Origin of the sequence: Sphingomonas sp. CL5.1, from assembly GCF_013344685.1 — a bacterium.
Lineage (GTDB): Bacteria > Pseudomonadota > Alphaproteobacteria > Sphingomonadales > Sphingomonadaceae > Sphingomonas.
This window is the reverse complement of the sequence record NZ_CP050137.1, coordinates 3,691,273-3,715,703: the sequence shown is the minus strand read 5'-3', so window position 1 is coordinate 3,715,703 and position 24,431 is coordinate 3,691,273. Positions and strand designations below refer to the sequence as shown.

Below are 24,431 nucleotides of genomic sequence, written 5' to 3'. Positions count from 1 at the left end.
ATTGATGCGGCGGGCCGGCTCACCATATAAGCCGCGTTCGCCGCTCCGTCCGGGCGGCTGTGGAGTATCCATGACCCAGACCTTTCCCGTTCTTCCGCTGCGTGACATCGTCGTATTTCCGCAAATGATCGTGCCGCTGTTCGTCGGCCGCGACAAGTCGGTCGCGGCGCTGGAAGCGGCGATGGCCGGCGACAAGGAGATTTTCCTCGTCGCCCAGCTCGATCCGGCGCAGGACGACCCGAAGGAAGACGACCTCTACGACATCGGCGTCACCGCCACCGTGCTCCAGCTGCTGAAGCTGCCCGACGGCACCGTCCGCGTGCTGGTGGAGGGCAAGGCGCGCGGCCGGCTCGGCGGGCTGGTGGAAGCCGACGGCTATCTCTCGACCGAGCCGACCCCGGTCGAGGAGCAGGCCGCCGACGGCCCGGAAACCAGCGCGCTGATGCGCTCGGTGGTCGAGCAGTTCGATAATTACGCCAAGCTCAACCGCAAGCTGCCGGCGGAAACCTCCGTCCAGCTCGCCGAGATCGAGGACGCCGCGCGGCTTGCCGACGCGGTGGCCGGCAACATCGCGATCAAGGTGGCCGACAAGCAGTCGCTGCTGGTGGAGACCGATCCGACCAAGCGGCTGGAGATGGTCTATGCCTTCATGGAGGGCGAGCTCGGCGTCCTGCAGGTCGAGCGCAAGATCAAGAGCCGCGTCAAGCGCCAGATGGAGAAGACGCAGCGCGAATATTACCTCAACGAGCAGCTCAAGGCGATCCAGCGCGAGCTGGGCAACGAGGGCGAGGAAGGCGAGGGCGACGAGATCGCCGAGCTGACCCAGAAGATCGCCACGCTCAAGCTCTCCAAGGAAGCGCGCACCAAGGCGACCGCCGAGCTGAAGAAGCTCAAGACGATGGCGCCGATGAGCGCCGAGGCGACGGTGGTGCGCAACTATCTCGATGTGCTGCTGGGCCTGCCGTGGGGCAAGAAGTCCAAGCTCAAGAAGGACATCGCCGCCGCGCAGGCGATCCTCGACGAGGATCATTACGCGCTGGAGAAGGTGAAGGACCGCATCGTCGAATATCTCGCGGTGCAGGCGCGGACCAACAAGCTGAAGGGGCCGATCCTGTGCCTTGTCGGCCCGCCGGGCGTAGGCAAGACCAGTCTCGGCAAGTCGATCGCCAAGGCGACCGGGCGCGAGTTCATCCGCCAGTCGCTGGGCGGCGTGCGCGACGAGGCGGAGATCAGGGGCCACCGGCGCACCTATATCGGCTCGCTGCCGGGCAAGATCGTGACCAACCTGCGCAAGGCCGGCGCGTCGAACCCGTTATTCCTGCTCGATGAGATCGACAAGCTCGGGCAGGATTTCCGGGGCGACCCGGCGTCGGCGCTGCTCGAGGTGCTCGATCCGGAGCAGAACAACAAGTTCAACGATCATTATCTGGAGATCGACATCGATCTGTCGGACGTGATGTTCGTCACCACGGCGAACACGCTGAACTTGCCGCAGCCGCTGCTCGACCGCATGGAGATCATCCGTCTGGAGGGCTATACCGAGGACGAGAAGGTCGAGATCGCCGAACGGCACCTGATCGCCAAGCAGGTCGAGGCGCACGGCCTCAAGGAAGGCGAGTTCACGCTCACCAACGAGGGGTTGCGCGCGCTGATCCAGCGCTACACCCGCGAGGCGGGCGTGCGCACGCTGGAGCGCGAGATCGCCAAGCTGGTCCGCAAGGCGCTGCGCCGCATCCTGGAGGGCAAGGCCGAATCGGTGACGATCACGCCGGACAATCTCCACGAGTTCGCCGGCGTGCAGAAGTTCCGCCACGGCCTGTCGGAGCAGGAGAACCAGATCGGCGCCGTCACCGGCCTCGCCTGGACCGAAGTGGGTGGCGAGCTGCTGACGATCGAGAGCGTGACGGTGCCGGGCAAGGGCGCGGTCAAGACCACCGGCAAGCTCGGTGACGTGATGAAGGAATCGGTGCAGGCCGCCTTCAGCTTCGTCCAGGCCCGCGCGCCGTCGTTCGGGATCAAGCCGAGCCTGTTCAACCGCAAGGACATCCACATCCACCTGCCCGAGGGCGCGGTGCCCAAGGACGGCCCCTCGGCCGGCATCGGGATCGTCACCTCGATCGTCTCGACGCTGACCGGCGTGCCGGTGCGGCGCGAGGTGGCGATGACCGGCGAGGTCACGCTGCGCGGGCGCGTGCTGCCGATCGGCGGGCTGAAGGAGAAGCTGCTCGCGGCGCTGCGCGGCGGGATCGAGACGGTGCTGATCCCGCAGGAGAATGAGAAGGATCTCGCCGAAATCCCGCAGAACATCCGCGAGGGGCTGAAGATCGTGCCGGTGGCGCATGTCGACGAGGTGCTGCGACTCGCGCTGACCGAGCCGCTGGAGGCGATCGACTGGACCGACGCGGACGAACTGGCTGCCTTGCCGCCGGCGCCTATTGCGCCGGCCGGCGGCGAGTTGCATCATTGATTCGAATCGTGTGCGGCGAACCGTGATGGTCCGCCACGGATGCGCTTTGTCGCGTTCGTGGCGGATTCGTTTGACAGCCGCGACGCCACGCGCCTTACTGTCCTGATCGGCTGGAAAGCCGCGAATCCATTCTTTTATCCCACTATCCAGCATTTGGGGGTCACTGGACATGAACAAGCAGGAACTGATCGCGGCGGTGGCGAATGCCTCCGGTCTCGGCAAGGGCGATGCCAGCCGGGCCGTCGAAGCGGTGTTCGACACCATCTCGGCCAGCCTGAAAAAGGGCGACGAGGTCCGTCTGGTCGGTTTCGGCACCTTCGCGGTGTCGAAGCGCAAGGCGTCGACCGGGCGCAACCCGCGCACCGGCGAGCCGATGACGATCAAGGCCTCCAGCCAGCCCAAGTTCAAGGCGGGCAAGGTCCTGAAGGATTCACTCAACTGAGGTGACAGCGGGCTGGACAGGCGCCATTCGCGCGCCTAAAGGCCCGCTTCCAGTTTCGCCCCAGCGGCGATCGGGCGCGTAGCTCAGCGGTAGAGCACACCCTTCACACGGGTGGGGTCACAGGTTCAATCCCTGTCGCGCCCACCATATTTCAAGCGCTTAGCTTGATGTATGGCGTTTTTCAGAAAAGCGATGAAAAGACGCGCGCCGAGGCTCCGGCCCGATGCTGAGCGCAAGCCTGCGCGGCCTGCCTGAAAGGGAGGAAGCCGCGAATTCCGCCCGATATTTCGCGCTTGAACGTCAATCCGGTTCACCGCAGGATCTCGACATGGCCGATCGGCGCGCCTTCAGGATCAAGCTCCAGCTATTCTGTGGAGACGAAATCGCGATGGGTCCCGGAAAGGCCGATCTGCTCGATGCGATCACGGCTCACGGATCGATCTCGGCGGCCGCGCGGGCGCTGGGGATGAGCTACCGGCGGGCGTGGCTGCTGGTCGATATCATGAACCGATGCTGGGCCGAGCCGCTCGTCGCGACGACACCGGGGGGCGTGCGGGAACGCGGCGCGCGCCTCACGCCCGGCGGCGCCGAGGTCCTGCGCCTCTATCGATCGATGCAGGACCTGATGGCGGGGCAGGTGGAAGCGCGTAGCGGCACGGACCTGCTCGCCATCCTGCTCGATGCTCCCCGGCCGGCGAGGCGCTAGGCCAACGTGCCCGGCGATGTTCGAGACCGGCCCCGCTCCCCCGTTCTTCGCCCGCTAAAGCGCCTTCCCGCAGGCACGATCGGGCAGGCCGAAGCGCGGGTCGGTCAGGAATTTCTCGTCGGTGAGCGTCGCGAGGAACGCCGTCAGCGCCGCGATGTCCGCCGGGGGACGGCGGCCGGGGTGCCGCGCGATCGCGTCGGCGATGGTCTTCGCCGAACCGTCATGGAAATAGGGCTGCGTCACCGCGACGTTGCGCAGGCCGGGCGTGCGGAATTTCCCGTCGTCGTCCTTGCGGCCGGTGATCTCGCCCAGCCCGCGATCTGATGCGGCGGGCGGGAGGATGCGATGAAACCGGCCGTCGGTGAAATCCCGCCCGGAATGGCATGACGCGCAGGCCGCGCGGAACAACGCCGCGCCGCGCCGCGCTTGCGGATCGAGCGACCCTTCCTGGTCATACCGCGCGCCGAAGCTCACCAGCGTCCGCTCGAACGCGGCCAGCGCCCGTGTCACCGCGCGGATGTCGATCCGTCCGCCGCTGGCGGGGAAGGCGGCGGCGAACATCCGGCGATAGCAATCGTCGGCGGCAAGGCGGCGAACCAGCTCCGTCTCCATGCCCCGCATCCCCATCTCGACCGGATTGGTGCCGAATATCGGCACCATCGCCTGCGCCTCCAGCGACCGGATGCGCGGATTGCCCCAAGTGTAGCTCGGTAGCCACGCGACATTGGCCAGCCCCGGCACGTTGCGTCGCGCCGGATCGCCGTGGACGCCGGGATGCCCGGCGTTGCCGTCAGTGAAGCCGTGCCGCTGTTCATGGCAACTCGCGCACGACATGGTGCCGTCGACCGAAAGGTCCGCGTCGTAGAACAGTCGCCGGCCCAGCTCGATCTTCGCCGCCGTCATCGGATTGTCGACTGGGACGGCGGGCGCGGGGACGGAGCCGGGCAGCCTGCCGATCCACCCGGCCGGCGCTGCGGCGGCGACCGCGATCGCCGCCATGAGGATGAGCAGGCGCCGCAATTGCGCGCTAACGCGGAAGACGGGCGATCAGGATCGGCAGACGCGGCGCGCCGTTGCCGGCGATCTCCAGCAGGTAGCTGCCCGGTTCGAGCGTGAAATCGACCATCTTGCGGACACCGCTGCAAGCGGGGCCGGGCTGGTGCGCGGTCGATGTCGCCGGCTGGCCGCCCCGCACCACCTCGATCCACGCGCCGGAGCCGATCGCGACTCGATAGGTGCCCGCCTCGGTTATCTCGAACGCGAAGATACCGCCGTGGCTGACGCTGCCGCCGGGATGCGCCGGCCGCACGGGATATCGGATCGCCGGCGTCGGCAGCAGGGCCGCGTCCACGCCCTTGCCGGGAACGATGCGCGCCGCGTCCGCGCCGGCCGGATCGGACGCGGCCGACAGCGCCGTCCGCCCCTGCCAGCCGGCCAGCTCGGCGGGCGGCGGGACCGGCGTCGCGGGGCAATCCCGCGCCGGCATCGGCATGGCCTCCTGAGCGGCCAGCGCGGGCGTTGCAGCGACGATCAATGCCGCTGCCAGATATCGAAACATGGGGTTATATCGAAACATGGGGTTCCCCTTCGTCGGACCGCTATATATCGCGAAATATAGTGAGTCGGCGGACCATAACCGTCGTCGCCTTCAGGGGAAACCAACATGCGCTGCACATCCTTTCCGGCGATCGCCGCCGCGATCGTGGCGATCCCCGCTGCCCATGCGCAGGAGGCGAAGGCCGGCGGACAGGACGGGAATTTCAACCTCGGCGAGATCGTGGTCACCGCACCGCGAGTGGATGGCGCGGCGATCGGCAGCGCCACATTGTCGTCGGAGGCGATCTACACCTTCGATCGCAACACGCTCGACGATGCCGCGAACCTCATTCCCGGCGTGAACGCGGCCAACACCGGCGGATCGCGCAACGAGCGGTTGATCTACGTCCGGGGTTTCAACCGGTTCGAGGTGCCGCTGTCGATCGACGGCATCCGCGTATATCTGCCGGCCGACAACCGCATCGATTTCGGCCGCTTCCTGACGCCGGATATCGCCGAGATCCAGGTCGCGAAAGGCTATGTCTCGGTGCTCGACGGCCCGGACGGGATGGGCGGGGCGATCAATCTGGTAACGCGCAAGCCGGTCCGCCCGCTGGAGGCGGAGGTGCGCGGGACGCTCGGCCTCGGCCGGGAGGGGGAATATCAGGGATATAATCTGTCGGGCCTGCTCGGTACGCGGCACGACAAATGGTATGCGCAGGCGAGCTATGCGCGGAACTTCCAGGATCACTGGGATCTCGCCGGCGGCTTCGTGCCGACCGCGACCGAGGACGGCGGCCACCGTGACCTGTCGCGCACCAGCGACTGGCGGGTGAACGCCAGGATCGGCTTCACCCCGAACGATAGCGACGAATATGCGATCAGCTACACGCGCCAGCAGGGTTCGAAGCTCGCGCCGATCAGCACGGTCGATCCGCTGACCAGCTCGCGCTTCTGGACGTGGCCCGAATGGAACACCGACAGCCTCTATTTCCTGTCGACCACCGCGCTGCCGGCCGGGGCGACCCTCAAGACCCGCGTATTCTACAACACCTTCTACAACATGCTGCGCTCGTTCGACACGCGGGATGAGAACAGCCAGACGCTGCCGCGCGCGTTCAACAGCCCCTATTGGGACAAGGGCTATGGCGCCTCGGCGGAGCTGGGCGTGAAGCCGTTCGAGGGCGATGCGCTCGCGTTCTCGGCCCATTGGCGGCGCGACCAGCATGTCGAGGCGCAGCAGAGCTTCCCCGGCGGCGTCACCGAGCCGAAGCAGGAGGATCTCGAGGATACGTTCAGCGTGGCGGCGGAAAACAAGCTGACGCTGCGACCCGGCCTGATCCTTACCGCCGGCTTCGGCTATGACTGGCGCAACCTCATCAAGGCGGAGGAATATGGCGCGCCGCTCGGCACCAATCCCAAGACCACGCCGAGCCGGATATACGATTATCCGATGGCCAACAGCAGCATCTGGAACGCGCAGGGCCGGCTGGACTGGACCTCGGCGGACGGCGGGTCGGGCCTCTATGCGCTGATCTCCTCGCGCGGCCGTTTCCCGACGATCTTCGAACGGTTCAGCCAGCGGTTCGGCACCTCGATCCCCAATCCCGGCCTGAAGCCGGAGCGCGCCACGAACTACGAGATCGGCGCGCACCGCCTGTTCGGCGCGGTGCGGGCGGAGGCGGCGGCCTTCTACAGCGACGTCACCGACGCGATCGTCTCCTATCCGACGATCGGCTACAGTTGCACCGCCAGCACCACCCCCGGCCCCTGCGCGCCGGCGGCGCTGACGCAGAGTCGCAACCTTGGTCACGGAACCTATTACGGCGGCGAACTCTCGCTGGAAGCGCGGCTGGGCAGCGTGCTGAGCCTCGGCGGCAACTACACCTATACGCATCGCGACCTGCACGATCCGTCGAACCTGGCGTTCCGGCCCACGGACGTGCCGACGCACAAGGCGTTCGTCTATGCGGAGTGGATGCCGCTGACGCGCTTTCACGTCATTCCCAGCATCGACATCGCATCCGATCGCTGGACGGTCACCGATATCGCGCCGATCGTCTATTATCGAACCGGGAGCTACGCCAACGCCGCGCTCCGGCTCAATTACCAGCCGTCCGATGGGTTGGAGCTGGGATTGGGGGTCCGTAACCTGTTCGACCGGAACTATCAGCTCGTGGACGGTTATCCCGAAGCCGGGCGCAGCTATTTCCTGAGCGCGCGAATGCGCTATTGATCCGTGGTTCGGGCGATCGCGTCGAGGAAGTTCCTGAACAAGGGCTGCATGTCATGTTCAGCATCCGTCACCGGTCGAGCAGTCACTATCCCGGATCATCACAGGAGGCCAAGTCATGCGTAAGACCCTGATCATGTCCACGGTAATGGCATCGCTGATGGTGCCGGTCGCCGTCCCTACGGCGGCGGACGCGCAAAGCAGCTATAACCGGGGTTCACATCGCCATTATCATCACCGTTGCAAGCGCAGCAGCGGCACTACCGGCCTTCTGGCGGGCGGGGCGGGCGGCGCGCTTGTCGGCAATGCGGTGGGCGGCGGCGTGCTCGGGACCGTCGCGGGCGGCGTCGGCGGCGCGTTGCTGGGGCGTCACCTCGATAAGAAGCACGACGCCGCGCAAAATCGCCGCAATGGCTGCTGAGTGGCGAAATCCCGCTGCTTCCTCGCGGCTGTCGATCGGCCGTCAGGAGCAATGCGGGTGACCGGAAGGAACCGGGATGGAGCGCGATATGGTCGCGCTTCATCCCGGCCCGCGATCGATTCTAGGCGAGGGCCGCCCGCGCGTCCCTGGCCGCATCGACCATATTGACCAGCGCGGGTTTCACGTCCTCCCATTTTCGGGTCTTGAGGCCGCAATCCGGGTTCACCCAGATCTGCGCGGCGGACAGCCGCTCGCCCGCCTTGATGAGCAACCGCTCCATTTCGGCGCTCGAAGGGATGCGGGGGGAATGGATATCGTACACGCCCGGCCCGATCTCGTTGGGATATTGGTAGCTGATGAAGGCGTCCAGCAGCTCCATCTTCGATCGCGAGGTCTCGATCGAGATCACATCCGCGTCCATCGCGCCGATCGCCGTGATGATGTCGTTGAACTCCGAATAGCACATATGCGTGTGGATCTGCGTCTCCGGCGCGACACCTGAGGCGGAGATGCGGAAACATTCCACCGCCCAGTCGAGATATTGCCGCCAGTCCGCGCGGCGCAGCGGCAGGCCCTCGCGCAGCGCGGCTTCGTCGATCTGGATGATCCTCGCGCCGGCCTTTTCGAGATCGAGCACCTCGTCGCGGATCGCCAGCGCGATCTGGCGGCAGGTGTCGGCGCGCGGCTGGTCGTCGCGCACGAACGACCATTGCAGGATCGTTACCGGGCCGGTGAGCATCCCCTTCATCGGCCTGTCCGTCAGCGACTGGGCATAGCGCCACCATGCGACCGTCATCGGCTTCGGCCGCGACACGTCGCCGTAGATGATCGGCGGACGGACGCAACGCGAGCCGTAGCTCTGCACCCAGCCGGCGCGGCTGAAGGCGAAACCCGCGAGCTGCTCGCCGAAATATTGCACCATGTCGTTGCGCTCGAACTCGCCGTGGACCAGCACGTCGAGGCCGATCTCCTCCTGCCAGCGCACCGCGCGTTCGGTCTCCTCGCGCAGGAACGCCTCGTAGCCGGCGGTGTCCAGCGCGCCCTTGTCGTGCGCGGCGCGCGCCTTGCGCACCTCGGCGGTCTGCGGGAAGGAGCCGATGGTAGTGGTCGGCAGCAGGGGCAGGTTGAGGATCGCCTGCTGGCGCTTGATGCGCTGGGCGAACGGCTGTTCGCGGCGCGCCCATTCGGCATCCACCCCGGCCAGCCGCTCGCGCACCGCGCGGTTGTTGGTGAGGGGCGAGCGGCGGCGGCGCGCGATCGAATCCGCATTGGCGGCAAGCTCGGCGGAGATGATGTAGCGGCCTTCCGCCAGCCCGTGCCGCAGGACGGCGATCTCCTCCAGCTTCTGCGTCGCGAAGGCGAGCCAGTCCCTGATCTCCGGATCGAGCTTCGTCTCCAGCGCGAGATCGACCGGCGTGTGGAGCAAGGAGCAGGACGGCGCGATCTGCACCGCCGCGCGCCGCTTCGCCACCGACTCATAGCGATCGAGCAGGGCGGTGAGGTCCGCCTTCCAGATGTTGCGGCCGTCGATCACGCCGAGCGACAGGACAAGATCCTCGCGCGCGTCGGACAGCACCGCGTCGAGTTGTCCGGGCGCGCGGACCAGATCGACGTGCAGCCCCGCGACCGGCAGCGCCAGCGCGGTGGCGAGATTGTCGCCCAGCGCGCCGAAATAGGTGGCGAGCATCAGCCTGATACCGCTTACCTTGCCCAGCTCGGCATAAGCCGCTCGATAGGCGTCGCGCGCTTCGTCGGAGAGATCGAGCACCAGCGCCGGCTCGTCGATCTGCACCCAGTCCGCGCCGGCGTAACGGAGCCGCTCGAGCAGTTCGGTATAGACCGGCAGCAGCGCCGGCAGCAGCGATAATGGATCGAAGCCCTCGACGCGGGACTTGGCGAGCAGCAGCCACGTCACCGGGCCGAGAATCACCGGGCGGGTATGGTAACCTAGCGCCTTGGCTTCCCTGAAATGCTCGATTGGCTTGGTGGTGGAGAGCGCGAAGATTTGATCCGGCGCGACCTCCGGCACCATGTAGTGGTAATTGGTGTCGAACCACTTCGTCATTTCCTGCGCCGGCACGTCCGCGCCCGCGCCGTGGCCGTGCGCGCAGCCTTCGTCATGCGCCTCGGTCCGCGTGCCGCGCGCCATCGCGAAATAGACGTCGAGCGAATCCGCCGCGCCCAGCCCGCGATAGATGTCGGGAATCGCGCCGAGCATCACGCTGGTGTCCAGCACCTGATCGTAGAAGGAGAAATCGTTGCTCGGGATCACCTCGATCCCGGCCGCCTTCTGTCGGTCCCATGTCGCGGCGCGCAGGGCGCGGGCGGTGTCGAGCAGCGTGACCTGATCGATCCTGCCGGCCCAATAGGCTTCGGTGGCGGTCTTCAGCTCGCGGCGCGGGCCGATGCGGGGGAAACCGAGATTGGCGGCGGAAACGGACATCATGCACTCCTGATCTTGCCGGAAGGAAGGACCAGGATGGCGCGCGCGAGAGGACGAACGGACGCGGCCCGCGCTCGACGGCGGACGCGCGACGCTTCGGCGTCTGGCGCGATCCACCGGAGGAACCCCCGTCCGAGGAACGTTATCGCGTCGAAGGCAGGTCTCCTGGCTCACGGGTCAGCACGTCGGCCCCGGCCTTCCCGATGCCCGCGCGGGCACCAGTGACACGTCATGGGGCCGCCGCTCGCCGCTCACAGTTGCGGGGGGCAGCGCCGGATTCCGCCCCGAAAGACGCCACCGGCTTCCCGTCTTAGCCCCGTCGCCACGAGTGGAACGGGGAACCTCGACCCGCATCTGATCGCGCATATCGTTGCGCCTGTCAACAATGATATAAAGATATCTTTATGTCGTTATTTCATGTGTCGTGCGCAAAAAGAACGGGCCGCGAAGGCTCCCCAGCCGTCGCGACCCGCCGTCACCGCGAGCGGTGATCGCTTCAGCCCTGCGGGATGCCCTCCGGCACGATCGTTCGGACGATCGAGGCGTCGAGCGCCTCGTAATCATGCAGGCCGATCGTGTCGTAAAGCTCGGCGCGGGTCTGCATCCGGTCGACCATGTTGTGCGCGCCGCCGTCGCGGGCGATCGCGGCATAGAGGTCCGCCTGCGCCTTGTTGGCGACGCGCAGCGAGGAGACGGGCCAGATCACCATCTTGTAGCCCATCTCCTCGAATTCCCGCGCGGTGTAGAAGGGCGTCTTTCCGAACTCGGTCATGTTGGCGAGTAGCGGCACGCCGGGCATGGCAGCGGCGAATTTCTCGAACATCTCGCGCGTCACGAGCGCTTCGGGGAAGATCGCGTCCGCGCCCGCCGCGACATAGAGCTTCGCGCGCTCGACCGCCGCATCGAAGCCCTCGACGCCCGCCGCGTCGGTGCGCGCGACGACGACGATATCACGCGCCGCCTTCCGCGCTGCCGCCACCTTGGCCGCCATGTCGTGCGCGTCGGCGAGCTTCTTGCCGTTCAGGTGGCCGCATTTCTTCGGCAGTATCTGGTCCTCCAGATGCAGCGCGCCCGCGCCCGCATCCTCGAAGGTGCGGACCATGTGCATCACGTTGAGCGCCTCGCCGTATCCCGTGTCGCCGTCGACCAGCAGCGGCAGGCCGGACGAGCGCACGATCTGGCGGATGAAGAACGCCACCTCGTCCACCGTGATGATGCCGAGATCGGGCAGCCCCATCGAGGCGGTCATCGCCGCGCCGGACAGGTAGAGGCCATCGAATCCGGCGTTACGTGCCTGGATCGCGGCCTGTCCGTTATGCGCGCCGGGCAGGCGATAGATGCCGGGCCGGGCGAGCGCGGCGCGGAAGCGTTTGCCGGCGGGTTCGGTCGGCAGGTCGTCGGCAACGAGATAGGGCATGTGGACTCCTCAGGCGTGCGCTTCGCCGCGCTCCGCTAGTGACACGAACTTGAGATTTTCGGGTCCGGTATAATTGGCGGAGGGGCGGATGATCTTATTGTCCTGTCGCTGCTCGATCACATGCGCCGCCCAGCCGGAGGTGCGCGCGATCACGAACAGGGGCGTGAACATCGCGGTCGGCACGCCCATCAGATTGTACGAGACGGCGGAGAACCAGTCGAGGTTGGGGAACATCCGCTTCACCTCCCACATCACGCTCTCGATCCGCTCGGCGACCGCGAACTGGCGCTGCGCCCCGGCCTCGTCGGCGAGGCTCCTGGCGACGCGCTTGATGACGACGTTGCGCGGATCGGACACGGTATAGACCGGGTGGCCGAAGCCGATCACCACCTCCTTCGCCTCGACGCGGCGGCGGATATCGGCCTCCGCCTCGTCGGCGGTGGCGTAGCGCTTCTGGATCTCATAGGCGACCTCGTTCGCGCCGCCATGCTTCGGTCCGCGCAGCGCGCCGATCGCGCCGGCGACGGCTGAATACATGTCCGATCCCGTCCCCGCGATCACCCGCGCGGTGAAGGTGGAGGCGTTGAACTCATGCTCGGCATAGAGGATCAGCGAGACGTGCATCGCGCGCACGAAGCTTTCCGACGGCGCCGTGCCGTGGAGCAGGTGGAGGAAATGGCCGCCGATGCTGTCGTCGTCCGTCTCCACCTCGATCCGCCGGCCGTGGTGCGCGAAATGATACCAGTAGAGCAGGATCGAGCCGAGCGAGGCCATCAGCCGGTCGGCGATATCGCGCGCGTCGGGCAGGTTATGGTCATGCGCCTCGGGCAGCACGCAGCCGAGCGCCGACACGCCGGAGCGCATCACGTCCATCGGATGCGCCGCCGCCGGGATCGCTTCCAGCGCCCCCTTCACCGATCGCGGCAGGCCGCGCAGGCCCCTGAGCTTGCGCTTGTAGGTGGCGAGCTGCGTCGCGGTCGGCAGTTCGCCGTGGACGAGGAGGTGTGCGATCTCCTCGAACTCGCTCGTCTCGGCGAAATCGAGGATGTCGTAGCCGCGATAATGCAGGTCGTTGCCGGTGCGCCCCACGGTGCACAGCGCGGTGTTGCCGGCGGTGATGCCCGAAAGCGCCACCGATTTCTTCGGCCTGAAGCTGGGTTGGTCGTTCACAAAGCCCTCGCCTGGATCGGGGTGTCAGAAGGAATCGCCGGGCACGCGCACATCGCCCTCCATCAGGATGCGCGCGCTGCGGCTCATGATCGCCTTGGTGATGGTCCATTGGTTGCCGACCCGACGCGCCTCCGCGCCGACGCGGAGCGTGCCGGAGGGGTGGCCGAAGCGGACGGCGCGGCGCTCGCCGCCGCCGGCCGCGAGGTTCACCAGCGTGCCGGGCACAGCCGCCGCCGCTGCGATCGCGACCGAGGCGGTGCCCATCATCGCGTGGTGGAGCTTGCCCATCGACAGCGCGCGGGCGAGCAGGTCGATCTCCTCGGCTCGCACCAATCTGCCGCTCGATGCGATGTAGCTGGCGGGTGGCGCGACAAAGGCGATCGCCGGAGCGCGCAGCGACGTCGCGGCCTCCTCGGGCGCCTTGATGACGCCCATGCGCAGCGCGCCGATCGTGCGCAGCGCCTCGAAGCGTTCGAGCGCCGCTGGATCGCTATTGATCGCCTCGCGTAGTTCCGCGCCCGTATAGCCAATGTCGGCCGCGTTGACGAAGATGGCGGGAATGCCCGCGTTGATAAGCGTGGCGCGGAGCTTGCCGCCGGGGACGATATCCTCCGGCACGTCGAGTTCGTCGATGAGGTTGCCGGTTGGGAACATCGCCCCTCCGTCATCGGCCGGATCGAGGAATTCGAGCACGATCTCGGCCGCCGGGAAGGTCACACCGTCCAGCATGAAATCGCCAGTTTCCTGCGCCGCGCCATCCGCCACCGGCACATGCGCGATGATCGTCTTGCCGATATTCGCCTGCCAGATGCGCACGGTGCAGATGCCGTCCGTCGCGCGGGCCGGATCGACGTAACCCGCGTGGATCGCGAACGCGCCGGCGGCGGTGGAAAGGTTGCCGCAATTGCTCGACGAGTCGACGAAATCGCTGTCGATCGCGATCTGTCCGTAGAGATAGTCGACGTCATGATCGGCCCGCGCACTGGGCGAGACGATCACGCATTTGCTGGTGCTGGAGGTCGCCCCGCCCATGCCGTCGATCTGCGCGCCATAGGGATCGGGGCTGCCGATCACGCGCTGGAACAGCCGGTCGCGCGCGCGGCCCGGCACGCGGCAGCGCTCCGGCAAATCCTCCAGCCGGAAGAACACGCCCTTGCTCGTGCCGCCGCGCATAAAGGTGGCGGGGATGCGGACCTGCGCCTGTCCTATCACGCCGCCTCCAACTCGGAGGCGAGGAAATCCTGCGCGAAGCGTTGCAGCACGCCGCCCGCCTCGTAGATCGAGACTTCCTCGGCCGTATCGAGCCGGCACGTCACCGGCACCCGCGTGACGACGCCGTTGGCGCGGTGGATGATGAGCGTCAGGTCCGCCCCCGGCTCGCGCGCGCCGGTCACGTCATAGGTCTCGGTGCCGTCGAGCGCGAGGTTGAGCCGCGTGGTGCCCGGCTTGAACTCCAGCGGCAGCACGCCCATGCCGATCAGGTTGGTGCGGTGGATGCGCTCGAAGCCCTCCGCCACGATCGCCTCCACGCCCGCGAGCCGCACGCCCTTCGCCGCCCAGTCGCGCGACGAGCCTTGGCCGTAATCGGCCCCGGCGATGATGATGAGCGGCTGGCGGCGATCGAGATAGATCTCGATCGCCTCCCACATCCGCATCACCTTGCCGTCCGGCTCGACGCGGGCGAGCGAGCCTTTCCGCACCGCGCCGTCCACCACCGCCATCTCGTTGACGAGCTGCGGGTTGGCGAAGGTGGCGCGCATCGCGGTCAGGTGATCGCCGCGATGGGTGGCATAGGAGTTGAAGTCCTCCTCAGGCACGCCCATCCGCGTCAGATATTCGCCCGCCGCCGAGCTCGCGAGGATCGCGTTCGAGGGCGAGAGGTGGTCGGTGGTGATATTGTCCGGCAGGATCGCCAGCGGGCGCATCCCCGTCAGCGTGCGCGGGCTGGCCGCGAGCGCGCCGACGCCTTCGGTATCCCAATAAGGCGGGCAGCGGATATAGGTGGATCGCGGTCGCCAGTCGTAGAGCGGGCTGGCCTTCTCCGTCGCGCCGGTGCGGGCGAACATCGGGTCATAGACCTGATGGAACTGCTCCGGCTTCACCGAGGATTCGACGATCGCGTCGATCTCCTCATCGCTCGGCCACAGATCCTTCAGGCGGATTTCCTTGCCGTCCGCCACGCCCAGCACGTCGCGCTCGATATCGAAGCGCACCGTTCCCGCGATCGCATAGGCGACCACCAGAGGCGGCGAGGCGAGGAACGCCTGCTTGGCATAAGGATGGATGCGCCCGTCGAAATTGCGGTTCCCGGAGAGGACGGCGGTGGCATAGAGATCGCGCTCGATGATCTCCCGCTGGATCGCCGGATCGAGCGCGCCGGACATGCCGTTGCAGGTGGTGCAGGCGTAGGCGACGATGCCGAAGCCGAGCGTCTCCAGCTCCGGCAGCAGACCAGCTTCCTTGAGATAGAGCCGCGCCACCTTCGACCCCGGCGCGAAGCTGGTCTTGACCCACGGCTTGCGCGTCAGGCCCAACGCATTGGCCTTCTTCGCGACCAGCCCGGCGGCGACCACGTTGCGCGGGTTGGAGGTGTTGGTGCAGCTCGTGATCGCGGCGATGATGACCGCGCCGTCCGGCAGCAGCCCCTCGCGCTCTTCTGCCATCGCGGCGTCGAGATTGACGGCGATGCCGCGTTCCTCCAGCGCCGAGGTCGGCAGGCGGCGGTGCGGGTTGGACGGGCCGGCCATGTTGCGGACGACCGTGGAGAGGTCGAACGTCAGCACGCGCTCATATTCGGCGCTCCTCAGCGCCTCCGCCCACAGGCCGGTGACCTTGGCATAGGTCTCGACCAATGCGACCTGCTCCGGCGCGCGGCCGGTCAGCTTCAGATAGTCGATCGTCTGCCGGTCGATGTGGAACATCGCGGCGGTCGCGCCATATTCGGGGCACATGTTCGAGATGGTCGCGCGGTCGCCGATCGTCAGGCTGTCCGCGCCCTCGCCGAAGAACTCCACCCACGCGCCGACCACGCGCTCCCGGCGCAGGAACTCGGTGAGCGCCAGCACGATGTCGGTGGCGGTGATGCCAGGCCGGCGCCTGCCGGTGAGCTTGACGCCGACGATATCGGGCAGCCGCATCATCGACGGGCGGCCGAGCATCACCGTCTCCGCCTCCAGCCCGCCGACGCCGACCGCGATCACGCCCAAGGCATCGACATGCGGGGTGTGGCTGTCCGTGCCGACGCAGGTGTCCGGGAAGGCCACCCCGTCGCGCGCCTGCACCACCGGGGACATCTTCTCCAGGTTGATCTGGTGCATGATGCCGTTGCCGGCGGGGATCACGTCGACATTCTCGAACGCCTTCCTGGTCCATTCGATGAAGTCGAAGCGATCCTCGTTGCGGCGATCCTCCACCGCGCGGTTCTTCGCGAAGGCTTCGGGATCGAACCCGGCATATTCCACCGCGAGGCTGTGATCGACGATGAGCTGCGTCGGCACCACGGGGTTGACCTTGGCCGGATCGCCACCCTGATCCGCGATCGCATCACGCAGCCCGGCGAGATCGACCAAGGCCGTCTGGCCGAGGATGTCGTGGCAGACGACGCGGGCGGGATACCAGGGGAAATCCATGTCGCGCCGACGCTCCACGATCTGCCGCAGCGCATCGTCCAGCAGCGCCGGATCGCAGCGCCGCACGAGCTGCTCGGCCAGCACGCGCGAAACATAGGGCAGGCCGTCATAGGCGCCCGGCCGGATCGTCTCGATCGCCGCGCGGGCGTCGAAATAATCGAGCGCGGTGCCGGGCAACGGCTTGCGATAGGTGCTGTTCATTCCAATCCTTCCCGATCGACGCCGAAGGTGAAGCGCCCGGCGGCGGCCATCCGCTCCTGTCCTTGCCCGTCGCGGCTGGTGGCCAGTGCGGTGATCGTCGCCAGCCCGTCGCCTTCGCGGACGCACCACGCCTCGAATCGCAATTCGCCGTGCCCGCATCCGATCGTCACATCCTCGCAGCGGCGGAGCATCGGCCGGTCGCCCAGCGCGATCCGCGCCCGCGCGGCAGCGGCATCGATGATGCGCTGGAACAGGTCGGTCCCTTGCGGATGGATGCGGTCAGGCATATTCGCATAATCCGCAATGCGGCTGGTAGCTGGAAGGGCTGAAAGAGCGAAGGGCTGCAAATGCCAGGTTGCGAATTAGCGAATTTTGCGAAGATCGGATGACGATGCGCAAGGCATATATGGGCGTGCGGCTGCGACGGTTGCGCGAGGAGCGGAGCCTCAAGCAGGTCGAGCTGGCGCAGGCGCTCGGCATCTCGCCGAGCTACCTGAACCAGCTCGAGCAGAACCAGCGCCCGCTGACGGTGCCGATCCTGCTCAAGCTCAACGCGGTGTTCGGGATCGACGTCCAGCTATTCTCCGAGGACGAGGAGGCGCGGCTCATCACCGACGTGCGCGACGCGATCGCCGATGGCGGCGAGAGCGTGTCGATCGCCGAGCTGCGCGAGCTGGCCGCGAACATGCCGGCGGTGGGGCGCACGCTCGTCGCGCTGCACCGGCGCTATCGCGAGGCGATCGAGCGGGGCGACGCCATGGCGGCCGAGCTGGGCGACGAATGGACCGCCGGCGGCCGCGCGCGCCAGCCGTTCGAGCAGGTCCGCGATTTCTTCTACGCGCGCCACAACCATGTCGCGCCGCTCGATGAAGCCGCCGAGCGCATCTATCGCGATGCCGCGCTGTCACCGCGCACGACCCATGCCGGGCTGATCGCTTGGCTCAGGCGGCGGCATGGAGTGGAGGTGGCGATCGAGGAGGCAGGTACTGCCCCGCGCCGCTTTGACGCGCCGCGCCATCTGCTGCACCTCTCCGCCGATCTCTCGCCGGGCCAGCAGGTGTTCCAGATGGCGACGCAGCTCGCCTTCCTCGAACTCGACGAGGAGATCGGGCGGCTGGCGGAGAACGCGATCCTCGCCGATCAGGAGGCGCGGCGGCTCGCCCGTATCGGCCTCGCCAATTATTTCGCGGGCGCGCTGGTGCTGCCTTATGGCGATTTCCTCGCGGCGGCGGAGGCCGAGCATTATGATATCGAGCGCCTCGGCCGGCGCTACGGCGTCGGGTTCGAGACGATCTGCCATCGCCTCTCGACCTTGCAGCGCCCCGGCGCGCGCGGGGTGCCGTTCTTCTTCGTGCGGGTGGATCGCGCCGGCAATATCTCGAAGCGCCAGTCGGCGACCGATTTCCACTTCTCGCGCGTCGGCGGCACCTGCCCATTATGGAAGGTCTATGAGGCGTTCGCGCAACCGGGCCGCGTGCTCCGCCAGATCGCGCGGATGCCCGATGGCCGCACCTATCTGTGGATCGCGCGGACGGTGACGAGCGGCGGCGGCGCCTTCGGCCAGCCCGGCAAGACCTTCGCGGTCGGGCTGGGCTGCGACATCCGCCACGCCGGCCAACTGATCTATTCGCGCGGGCTCGATCTCGCCGATCCGAGCGCCGCTACGCCGATCGGCGCGGGGTGCAAGGTATGCGATCGCCCCGCATGTCCGCAGCGCGCGTTCCCGCCGATCGGCCGCGCCTTGACCATTGACGAGAACCTCGCGACCTCCGTTCCCTATCCGGTCGCGTGACGCTTGCTGACGGCGAGATCGCGGCGGTGAAGCGTGAAATCGCGCCCATCACCAGATACGTCGCCCCAGGCACAGTGCCCGATGGCGGCGAACGGTGGCGCGCCGTCGCCGGATGCGGCGCGAGAGCGCGAGAAAAATTACACAAGCGCGCGATCTCGGGTTAGGGTCGCTCCGCGCGGTCGCGGGGTATGGTTACGCTACATGAAATTGACGTTCGACGCTCGCGCGCGGGCGATCCTGAAACGATTGCCGGCCGTGAATCCTTATTCGGTGCTCGAAATCCTGTTGCTCGCCGGCCTGGCGGCGCAGGTGGCGCGGCTCGCCTGGACGGTGGTGACGCCGGTCGCGCCGCTGGGTGAGTGGCGGCCCGCCGGCCCGACGATCCCGATGGCGCCGGCCGACGTGTTGCGCGGCGCCGATCCCTTTTATCGCGGCGGCGCACCGGACGGCGGCGCGTCGGCGGTGGTCACCTCGCTGCACCTCATTTTATACGGCACGCGGATCAATGAGGCGACCGGGCGTGGCTCGGCGATCATCGCCGGGCCGGACGGCGTGCAGAAAAGCGTCGCGGTGGGCGAGGAGGTCGCGCCCGGCGTGGTGCTGAGGGAGGTGGCGTTCGATCATGTGACGCTCGATCGCGGCGGCGCGCGGGAGGATCTTTTCCTCGACCAGTCGAGCGGCGGCGGTGCGGGCGCGAGCATGGCGCCGGCATCCGTTCCGGCCGCCGCGGCAGGGCCGCAATCGCTTGCCGCCGGCGAGCCGATCGCGGTCGACAGGTTTCAGGCCGATATCGGCTTCGTGCCGCGAATCGACGGCGGGCGGATCATCGGCCTCGTCGTGCGGCCGCAAGGCTCGGCGGCGGCGTTCCGTGCCGCCGGGCTGATGGAGGGTGACATCATTACCGCGATTGGAGGCCGGCCAGTGAACAGCCCGGCCGATTTCGACGCTATCCTCGGTGGGTTGAAGAACGGCGGCACCCTGTCGCTGACGGTGCTGCGCGGCGGGCAGCCGCTGCCGCTGTCCGTGCCGGTGGCGCCGCGATGAGGCTGCTTCCGCTCGCGACCGGAATCGCGCTGGCGCTGGCCGCGCCAGCATTCGCGCAGACGACGCTCAACGTGCGCGACGCCGATATCCGCGCCTTCATCGCCGACGCGGCGAAGGTGACGGGGCGCGTCTTCATCATCGACGGGCGGGTGCAAGGCAAGGTGACGGTCGTCACCGACCGGCCGCTCAGCAAATCCGAATATTTCGAGGTGTTCCTCTCGACGCTTCGCGCGAACGGCCTCGTCGCGGTGCCGACGAGCGACGGCGCGCTGCGCGTCCAGCCGATCGACAATGCCGCCGCCCAGCCCGGCCGCGTCGGGCTGGCGGGGGCGGCGCGCAACCAGTTCGTGACCGAGATCGTCCGCTTGCGCTCGATCGACGCGCAGAGCGCGGTCGATACGGTGCGCCCGCTGGTCAGTCCGCAGGGATCGGTGACGGCGAATCGCGGCGGCAATTCGATCGTCGTCGCGGATTTCGCCGACAATATCCGCCGCGTGCGCGAGGTGCTGCAACGGATCGACACGGACAGCGCCTCGACTCGCGTGATCGCGCTCAAGAACGCGGGCGCGCGCGACATCGCCACCGCGCTGCAAGGGCTGATCGGCACCTCGGCGCAGGGTGGCGGCCAGACGACCAGCGTGGTCGCGGTGGAGGGGGCCAATTCGGTCGCGCTGCGCGGCGATCCGACGACCGTGGCGCGACTGGCGCAGGTCGCGGTCGATCTGGACCAGAAGGCCAAGAGCGGCACCGAAATCCGCGTCGTCTTCCTCGAGCACGCCGACGCCGCGCAATTGCTGCCGGTGCTGCAACAACTCGTCGGACAGACGCCGGACCAGATTCCGCAGACCACGCTGACGCAATCGAATTTCGGCGCTTCCTCCTCCTCCGGCGGTAGCGGCACGGCGCGCACGGGCGGCAACTCGCTGTCGGCGATGGTCGCCTCCCAGACGCAGGCGCAGGCCGCGCCTGGCAGCGGCAACGCCGGGCAGGCGGCGATCACGACGCAGGGCGGCCGCGCCCCGGCGGTGGTGACGCGCTTCGTCGGCGCGAACGCGATCGTCATCGCCGCGCCCGCCGACATCCAGCGCCAGCTTTCGGAGGTCGTCCGCCAGCTCGACACGCGGCGCGAGCAGGTGCTGGTCGAGGCGATCGTCGCGGAGGTTTCCGACGCGACCGCCAACAAGCTCGGCTTCCAGTTCCTGCTCGGCAGCCTGAAGGGCGGGGCGTTCGGCGCGACCAGCTTTGCCAGTTCCGCGCCCAATCTGCTGACCATCGCCGGCGCGATCGGCGCGCGGAAGCTGGCGACCACCACCACCACCGTCAACGGCACCACCACCGTCACCAGCACCGACAGCAGCATCAGCGACGCCCTGGCGCAGCAGGCGGTGAACTCGATCCTCGGGTCGAGCGGCGCGCTGGCGGGCTATGGCGGCCAGATCGGCGACACGATCTTCGGCTCGATCATCAATGCGGTGAAATCGGACACGACGTCGAACCTGTTGCAGGCGCCGAGCCTCATCACGCTCGACAATCAGGAAGCGCGCATCCTCGTCGGGCAGGAGATCCCGATCACCACCGGTCAGGCGTTGAGCCAGAATTTCGACAATGCCTTCCGCACGGTGCAGCGCGAGAATGTCGGCATCCAGCTCGAGGTCAGGCCGCAGGTCAATTCCTCCGGCTCGATCAAATTGTTCCTGCACCAGCAGGTCAGCTCGATCGCCGGGCCGGTCTCCAGCGACAATTCGGACCTGATCCTCAACAAGCGCGAGGTGGAGACGACGCTGACCGTCGACGACGGACAGATCGCGATCATCGGCGGCCTGCTCGACGACAATGAGCGGCGCACGATCGAGAAGATTCCGCTGCTCGGCGACATTCCGGCGCTGGGGCACCTGTTCCGCTCCAAGGCGAAGACGCGGACCAAGACCAACCTGATGGTGTTCATCCGCCCGACGATCCTGCGCACGCCGGAGGACAATCGCCGCGTCACCGAGCAGCGCTACGGCTATCTGCGACTCCAGCAGGGCACACAGGACCGGACGCGCGAGCCGTCGATCGACGAGCTGGTGCGCGATTACATGGGCGCCGCGCCGCCGATCCCCTCCGCGCCGGTGCCGGGTAATATCGAGGACCCGCGCGTCAACGTGCCGGTGCAGCGCAATTCGACGGTGACGATCAAGCGCGGGAAGGCAAAATGAACGCGCCGGTGGAGGACGGGGAGGGGCCCGCCGCAGTCGCGGTGGCGGCGCAGCTTCCCTATGCCTTCGCGCGGCGTTTCGGCGTGATCTTCGATGGCGAGCGGGTCGCGTTGCGTGCGGGGGCCGATCCCAGGGCGCTGATCGAGGTGCGGCGCGTCGTCGGCCATCCGTTCCCCGTCGAGCTGGTCGAGCCGGCCGCGTTCGATCGGCTGCTGAGCGACAATTACGCGATGGACGGGCAGGCGACCGCGCTGGCGGCGGTCGGCATGGGCGATGAGCTCGACCTGCTGGCCGACGGCATACCCACGGCGGAGGATCTGCTCGACACCGCCGACGACGCGCCCGCGATCCGCCTCATCAATGGCGTGATCGCCGATGCCGCGCGGCACGGCGTGAGCGACATCCATATCGAGCCTTACGAGACGGGCCTCGTCGTCCGCATGCGGATCGACGGGGTGCTGCGCGAGACATTGCGGATGCCGCCGCATGTCGCGCCGGTGGTGGTGAGCCGCATCAAGGTGATGGCGCGGCTCGATATCGCCGAGCGGCGCGTGCCGCAGGACGGTCGCATGGGGCTGACACTGGGCGGGAAATTACTCGACGTGCGCGTCTCCACGCTGCCGAGCCGCGCGGGCGAGCGGGTGGTGCTGCGCATCCTCGACAAGGACAATGCCGGGATCGACCTCGACGCGCTCGGCATGACGCGGCGGATGCACGCGCTGATCGACAGCGCGATCCACGAGCCGAACGGCATCGTCCTCGTCACCGGTCCGACCGGCAGCGGCAAGACCACCACGCTCTATGCAGCGCTGCGCCTGCTCAACGACGGCAGCCGCAACATCCTGACGGTGGAGGACCCGGTCGAATATGCCGTCGACGGGGTGGGGCAGACGCAGGTCAACCCCAAGGTCGGGCTGACCTTCGCCGCCGGGCTGCGCGCGATCCTGCGGCAGGACCCGGACGTGGTGATGGTCGGCGAGATCCGCGATCGCGAGACGGCGGAGATCGCGGTGCAGGCGTCGCTGACCGGGCATCTCGTGCTGTCCACCGTCCACACCAACGACGCGGTGGGCGCGATCACGCGGATGCGCGACATGAAGGTCGAGCCGTTCCTGCTCGCTTCCACCCTGCGCGCGGTGGTGGCGCAGCGGCTGGTGCGGCGGCTGTGCCCGTCGTGCCGTCGGCCGGTGACGGCGGGTGAGACGGTCGCCACCTTGCTGGGCATCGCGCCCGATGCGCCGGTTTACGAGCCGGGCGGCTGCGCGGAATGCTCGCACAGCGGCTACAAGGGCCGCGTCGGCGTGTTCGAGGCGGTGCGCGTGGACGAGACGGTCCGCCGCCTGATCAACGAGGGTGGCGACGAGGCGGCGATCGCCCGCCGCGCCTTCGCCGCCGGCGACACGCTTGCCGCCGCCGCGCGCCGGCTGGTGGAGCAGGGCGTTACCACAGCCGGGGAAGCGGTGCGCGTCTCCCGCCACGACGCGATGGAAGCCGAACCGGCCGATGGCTGACTTCGACTTTCTCGCGATCGACACGCGCGGCAACGAGACGCGCGGCCATGTCGCGGCGGCCGATGCGGATGCGGCGCGGGCGATGCTCGACCGGCGGCGGCTTTATGTCGTGAAGATCGAGCCGGGCGCGGCACGGCCGGCGCGGGGCAAGCCGTTGTTCGGGCTGCAATTGCTCGCCGGGCGGATGTCGACGAAGCAGCTCACCCTGTTCACCCGCCAGCTCGCCACGCTCAACCGCGTCTCGCCGCTGGAGGAATCGCTGCGCACGATCACGCGGCAGGCCGAGCAGGAGGGGACGCGCGCGATCGTCGCCACCGTTCATGCCGGCGTGGTCGAGGGGCGGCGGCTGGCCGACGCGATGGGGCGGGAGCCGCGCAGCTTCCCGACGCTCTACCGCGCGATGGTGTCGGCCGGCGAAAGCTCCGGCACCTTGCCGACGATCCTCGACCGACTGGCGGTGCTGCTCGAGCGGCAAGCGGAGATTCGCGGCAAGATGCTGACCGCGCTCACCTATCCCGCGATCCTGGCGGTGGTGGCGATGGGCGTGGTGCTCGCGCTGATGGCGTTCGTCGTGCCGCAGGTGGTGGAGCAGTTCGATACGGTCGGGCAGCAACTGCCGCTGCTGACGCGGATCGTGATCGGCCTGTCGCACCTGCTGGTCCGTTGGTGGTGGGCGATCCTGCTGCTGCTCGCCGCCTGCGCGTGCGCGGCGTGGCTGGCGCTGCGCCAGCCGCCGATCCGGCTGCGCTTCGATAGCTGGCTGCTGCGCGTGCCGTTCCTCGGTCGGCTGATCCGCGATCTCCATGCCGCGCGGATGGCGCGGACACTGGCGACGATGGTGGCGAGCCGGCTGCCGCTGCTGGAGGGCCTGGCGCTGACCGCCGGCACGATCCACAATCGCCGCCTGCGCCTTGCCTCCGACGAGATCACCGAATCGATTCGCGGCGGCGGCAGCCTGTCCGGTGCGATGCGGCGGACGGGGGTATTCCCGCCCTTGCTCACTTATCTCGCCGCGTCGGGCGAGGCGGCGGGGCGGCTCGACGAGATGCTGGAGCGCGCCGCCGATTACCTGGAGCGCGAGTTCGATCGCTTCACGGCCACCGCGCTCTCGCTGCTGGAGCCGGCGATCATCGTCGTGATGGGCGGCGTGGTGGCGACGATCGTGCTGTCGATCCTGCTCCCGATTCTCCAGCTCAACACGCTTGCCGGCCAGTAGAGGAT

18 protein-coding genes, 1 tRNA gene and 1 riboswitch are annotated in these 24,431 nt (G+C 67.9%); of the genes, 11 read left to right on the top strand and 8 right to left on the bottom strand.

The annotated features are described in order from the left end of the window. Nucleotides 1–70: 70 nt before the first annotated feature. The 4 genes from lon (at nt 71) to F9288_RS17860 (ending at nt 3,615) form a co-directional block, all read left to right on the top strand. On the top strand, nt 71–2,467 hold the full coding sequence (gene lon / locus F9288_RS17875; protein WP_174838033.1) for an endopeptidase La: 2,397 nt from the start codon (nt 71–73) through the stop codon (nt 2,465–2,467). Nucleotides 2,468–2,636: 169 nt separating this feature from the next. Further along, on the top strand, nt 2,637–2,909 hold the full coding sequence (locus F9288_RS17870; protein ID WP_174838032.1) for an HU family DNA-binding protein: 273 nt from the start codon (nt 2,637–2,639) through the stop codon (nt 2,907–2,909). A gap of 72 nt (nt 2,910–2,981) precedes the next feature. Next, nucleotides 2,982–3,056: transfer RNA gene (locus F9288_RS17865), tRNA-Val, on the top strand. A 181-nt stretch (nt 3,057–3,237) separates the two neighbouring features. Then, nucleotides 3,238–3,615 carry a winged helix-turn-helix domain-containing protein gene (locus F9288_RS17860; protein WP_174838031.1) on the top strand — a complete coding sequence of 126 codons (378 nt, stop codon included), beginning with the start codon at nt 3,238–3,240 and terminating at the stop codon, nt 3,613–3,615. 54 nt (nt 3,616–3,669) lie between these two features. Here the strand turns inward: F9288_RS17860 and F9288_RS17855 are convergent, their stop codons facing one another. Both F9288_RS17855 and F9288_RS17850 read right to left on the bottom strand, forming a co-directional pair. After that, entirely contained in the window at nt 3,670–4,635 is a 966-nt protein-coding gene (locus F9288_RS17855; protein ID WP_254620938.1) for a cytochrome-c peroxidase, read from the bottom strand. A gap of 7 nt (nt 4,636–4,642) precedes the next feature. Next, the gene (locus F9288_RS17850; protein ID WP_254620937.1) at nt 4,643–5,173 is read right to left on the bottom strand and encodes a homogentisate 1,2-dioxygenase; all 531 of its coding nucleotides are present in this window, start codon (nt 5,171–5,173) and stop codon (nt 4,643–4,645) included. Nucleotides 5,174–5,278: 105 nt separating this feature from the next. Here F9288_RS17850 and F9288_RS17845 point away from each other — a divergent pair, with 105 nt between their 5' ends. After that, complete coding sequence (locus F9288_RS17845; protein WP_174838029.1) at nt 5,279–7,387, top strand: TonB-dependent siderophore receptor; 2,109 nt, start codon at nt 5,279–5,281, stop codon at nt 7,385–7,387. 115 nt (nt 7,388–7,502) lie between these two features. After that, on the top strand, nt 7,503–7,805 hold the full coding sequence (locus F9288_RS17840; protein ID WP_174838028.1) for a hypothetical protein: 303 nt from the start codon (nt 7,503–7,505) through the stop codon (nt 7,803–7,805). Nucleotides 7,806–7,926: 121 nt separating this feature from the next. Here the strand turns inward: F9288_RS17840 and metE are convergent, their stop codons facing one another. The 6 genes from metE to F9288_RS17810 all read right to left on the bottom strand — a co-directional run bounded on the left by metE (nt 7,927) and on the right by F9288_RS17810 (nt 16,952). After that, on the bottom strand, nt 7,927–10,251 hold the full coding sequence (gene metE / locus F9288_RS17835; RefSeq protein ID WP_368076165.1) for a 5-methyltetrahydropteroyltriglutamate--homocysteine S-methyltransferase: 2,325 nt from the start codon (nt 10,249–10,251) through the stop codon (nt 7,927–7,929). 134 nt (nt 10,252–10,385) lie between these two features. Next, nucleotides 10,386–10,609: riboswitch (cobalamin riboswitch) on the bottom strand. Nucleotides 10,610–10,744: 135 nt separating this feature from the next. Beyond that, nucleotides 10,745–11,665: a methylisocitrate lyase gene (gene prpB, locus F9288_RS17830; protein WP_174838027.1), complete on the bottom strand. Its 921-nt coding sequence runs from the start codon at nt 11,663–11,665 to the stop codon at nt 10,745–10,747. A 9-nt stretch (nt 11,666–11,674) separates the two neighbouring features. Next, nucleotides 11,675–12,835, bottom strand: a complete 1,161-nt coding sequence (gene prpC, locus F9288_RS17825; RefSeq protein ID WP_174838026.1) for a 2-methylcitrate synthase — start codon at nt 12,833–12,835, stop codon at nt 11,675–11,677. A gap of 24 nt (nt 12,836–12,859) precedes the next feature. Beyond that, nucleotides 12,860–14,047, bottom strand: coding sequence for a 2-methylaconitate cis-trans isomerase PrpF (gene prpF, locus F9288_RS17820; RefSeq protein WP_174838025.1), 1,188 nt, complete (start codon nt 14,045–14,047; stop codon nt 12,860–12,862). Beyond that, nucleotides 14,044–16,665: a Fe/S-dependent 2-methylisocitrate dehydratase AcnD gene (gene acnD / locus F9288_RS17815; protein ID WP_174838024.1), complete on the bottom strand. Its 2,622-nt coding sequence runs from the start codon at nt 16,663–16,665 to the stop codon at nt 14,044–14,046. The genes prpF and acnD overlap by 4 nt, the downstream gene beginning before the upstream one ends. Further along, nucleotides 16,662–16,952, bottom strand: coding sequence for a hypothetical protein (locus tag F9288_RS17810; RefSeq protein ID WP_174838023.1), 291 nt, complete (start codon nt 16,950–16,952; stop codon nt 16,662–16,664). The genes acnD and F9288_RS17810 overlap by 4 nt, the downstream gene beginning before the upstream one ends. A gap of 104 nt (nt 16,953–17,056) precedes the next feature. On the opposite strand from F9288_RS17810, the gene F9288_RS17805 reads away from it, so the two are divergent. The 5 genes from F9288_RS17805 to gspF all read left to right on the top strand — a co-directional run bounded on the left by F9288_RS17805 (nt 17,057) and on the right by gspF (nt 24,426). Continuing rightward, a complete protein-coding gene (locus F9288_RS17805; protein WP_174838022.1) occupies nt 17,057–18,457 on the top strand; it encodes a short-chain fatty acyl-CoA regulator family protein in 1,401 nt (466 codons plus the stop codon). A 255-nt stretch (nt 18,458–18,712) separates the two neighbouring features. Further along, nucleotides 18,713–19,501, top strand: a complete 789-nt coding sequence (locus tag F9288_RS17800; RefSeq protein ID WP_368076164.1) for a type II secretion system protein N — start codon at nt 18,713–18,715, stop codon at nt 19,499–19,501. After that, entirely contained in the window at nt 19,498–21,699 is a 2,202-nt protein-coding gene (gspD, locus tag F9288_RS17795; protein ID WP_174838020.1) for a type II secretion system secretin GspD, read from the top strand. Before F9288_RS17800 ends, gspD begins: the two co-directional genes overlap by 4 nt. After that, complete coding sequence (locus F9288_RS17790) at nt 21,696–23,210, top strand: GspE/PulE family protein (RefSeq protein ID WP_174838019.1); 1,515 nt, start codon at nt 21,696–21,698, stop codon at nt 23,208–23,210. Before gspD ends, F9288_RS17790 begins: the two co-directional genes overlap by 4 nt. Beyond that, a complete protein-coding gene (gene gspF / locus F9288_RS17785; protein ID WP_174838018.1) occupies nt 23,203–24,426 on the top strand; it encodes a type II secretion system inner membrane protein GspF in 1,224 nt (407 codons plus the stop codon). Before F9288_RS17790 ends, gspF begins: the two co-directional genes overlap by 8 nt. The last annotated feature ends 5 nt before the right edge of the window (nt 24,427–24,431 follow it).

Bases quoted from the DNA above. Each gene is read 5' to 3' on its own strand.
- gspD (WP_174838020.1), top strand. From the start codon at position 19,498: ATGAGGCTGCTTCCGCTCGCGACCGGAATCGCGCTGGCGCTGGCCGCG.
- acnD (WP_174838024.1), bottom strand. From the start codon at position 16,665: ATGAACAGCACCTATCGCAAGCCGTTGCCCGGCACCGCGCTCGATTAT.
- F9288_RS17805 (WP_174838022.1), top strand. From the start codon at position 17,057: ATGCGCAAGGCATATATGGGCGTGCGGCTGCGACGGTTGCGCGAGGAG.
- gspF (WP_174838018.1), top strand. From the start codon at position 23,203: ATGGCTGACTTCGACTTTCTCGCGATCGACACGCGCGGCAACGAGACG.
- F9288_RS17840 (WP_174838028.1), top strand. From the start codon at position 7,503: ATGCGTAAGACCCTGATCATGTCCACGGTAATGGCATCGCTGATGGTG.
- F9288_RS17850 (WP_254620937.1), bottom strand. From the start codon at position 5,173: ATGTTTCGATATCTGGCAGCGGCATTGATCGTCGCTGCAACGCCCGCG.
- F9288_RS17870 (WP_174838032.1), top strand. From the start codon at position 2,637: ATGAACAAGCAGGAACTGATCGCGGCGGTGGCGAATGCCTCCGGTCTC.
- F9288_RS17845 (WP_174838029.1), top strand. From the start codon at position 5,279: ATGCGCTGCACATCCTTTCCGGCGATCGCCGCCGCGATCGTGGCGATC.
- F9288_RS17810 (WP_174838023.1), bottom strand. From the start codon at position 16,952: ATGCCTGACCGCATCCATCCGCAAGGGACCGACCTGTTCCAGCGCATC.
- metE (WP_368076165.1), bottom strand. From the start codon at position 10,251: ATGATGTCCGTTTCCGCCGCCAATCTCGGTTTCCCCCGCATCGGCCCG.
- prpB (WP_174838027.1), bottom strand. From the start codon at position 11,665: ATGCCCTATCTCGTTGCCGACGACCTGCCGACCGAACCCGCCGGCAAA.
- F9288_RS17790 (WP_174838019.1), top strand. From the start codon at position 21,696: ATGAACGCGCCGGTGGAGGACGGGGAGGGGCCCGCCGCAGTCGCGGTG.
- lon (WP_174838033.1), top strand. From the start codon at position 71: ATGACCCAGACCTTTCCCGTTCTTCCGCTGCGTGACATCGTCGTATTT.
- F9288_RS17860 (WP_174838031.1), top strand. From the start codon at position 3,238: ATGGCCGATCGGCGCGCCTTCAGGATCAAGCTCCAGCTATTCTGTGGA.